At 31.5% G+C, this 1,387-nt stretch carries 3 protein-coding genes; all 3 read right to left on the minus strand.

Annotated elements, in window-relative coordinates:
• On the minus strand, positions 1-438 hold a 438-nt coding region (locus BZARG_RS08180; RefSeq protein WP_040288253.1), incomplete at its 3' end, for a hypothetical protein.
• Between the two features lie 149 nt (positions 439-587).
• On the minus strand, positions 588-926 hold the full coding sequence (locus BZARG_RS08185) for a hypothetical protein (RefSeq protein ID WP_008637219.1): 339 nt from the start codon (positions 924-926) through the stop codon (positions 588-590).
• Between the two features lies 1 nt (position 927).
• Positions 928-1,362, minus strand: coding sequence for a hypothetical protein (locus BZARG_RS08190; RefSeq protein ID WP_008637221.1), 435 nt, complete (start codon positions 1,360-1,362; stop codon positions 928-930).
• Positions 1,363-1,387 lie beyond the last annotated feature (25 nt).

A 1,387-nucleotide genomic window follows, 5' to 3' on the forward strand; every position in this document is an offset into this window, starting at 1 on the left:
TGGCGTTTTTTCTTTCAGATATTTGTTTTCCAATTCAGTCATTAATTCTTTATCGCGAATCGATTTCGTTTTCTTTTTTAAATCAGTCCACGTTTTTAATCCGATGTTCGTAACGTTAATCCATTCAACATCTTCAAGAATATTTTTGTCCGATAAATTCCGCTTTTCAGTTCGCTCTGCATATTTTCTAAATTCAGAGTGTAATTCCGTTACAATTTTATATTCCGATTCCGATATTATTCCGTTTGCAATAAAGTCAGAATATCCATTTTCCAAATCCAAATCGTCAAAATATCCGCAAACACATTCGTTATAATCTCCAACTGAATTTTTATAGTCAGCTTTAATCCAAAGTCGGTTTTGAAATTCCGAGTGAGCAATTTCAAAAAGCGATTCTATCCACCTATCCCTTATGTTTCTTTTTATTTCTGCCTTCATTTCAAATGACACCTAACGTGATTGTATATGGTTTGTTGCGTGGTTTAAGCACCTAATTTAGCAAATAAAAACCGAATAGAAAATCCGCGAGGATTTTCGTAAGTAGTCTAGAACTAGCAATAAATTATATACGGTGTTGGCAACTGGCTTTATTCCGTTATTGTTTGTTCTTTATATAATTCGACAAATTCCTTTGCGTCTTTCATAGACTCTGGATATTTTGCATAATTTTGATATTCCGCAATTTTTCCAGTTCTTTTGTCAATAGATTCATTTTCTCTAATGTGGTAATATCTAAATCCATTTTCTACTAAAAATTTCACGACATTCCATTTTTTAATATCAGTTTGTTTTGGCGGTTGAAACAAATGATATAATTCAGTCATTGGTTTTTCGCATTGAGGACAAATTGAGGTATGAGCCTTTTCCAAATCGGCAGGTCTGTTAAAAGCTTTTCGACAATCTAAACACACTTTTTTATATCCCATTTTAAAATTCAGGTTTGTGTAATCTAATTATATCGTTTTCTAGTGGAAAATTTTCTAATAGCTTTTCTTGAACTTTAAACCATTCATTAGCAATATTCTGTGAATAAGCGTCAACGAGCATTTTGTTTATATCACTTTTTGGCATATCAATCACACAATCAAAAAAAGTCATTTTCCCTTCTTTTTGGTCAGCTCTTAATTCTAAAACAGTTACAAAAGTTCCTAAATCAAAAACAAAAGTACTTCCTTTACTTTCAGCCATAAGAAGTCCAACTTTTAAATCAATATCGAACTTTTCTCCAATCAATTTTCGGTTGTAATTTATCTTGTCAATATCTGTTGCTCGACCATAATTTACTTTATCCGAAATGTCGTCTACTAAAAATGTATATTTTTCAGCGATTGGTGGTTGTTCTATCAAATAATATTTTTCCATTCGTGATGTTTTTCAGCTTGTTGCC

The sequence above is a fragment of the Bizionia argentinensis JUB59 genome (assembly GCF_000224335.1).
Lineage (GTDB): Bacteria > Bacteroidota > Bacteroidia > Flavobacteriales > Flavobacteriaceae > Algorimicrobium > Algorimicrobium argentinense.

What these genes read in the sequence shown, in the direction of transcription:
- BZARG_RS08185 (WP_008637219.1), bottom strand. Translation starts at nt 926, where the DNA reads ATGGGATATAAAAAAGTGTGTTTAGATTGTCGAAAAGCTTTTAACAGA.
- BZARG_RS08190 (WP_008637221.1), bottom strand. Translation starts at nt 1,362, where the DNA reads ATGGAAAAATATTATTTGATAGAACAACCACCAATCGCTGAAAAATAT.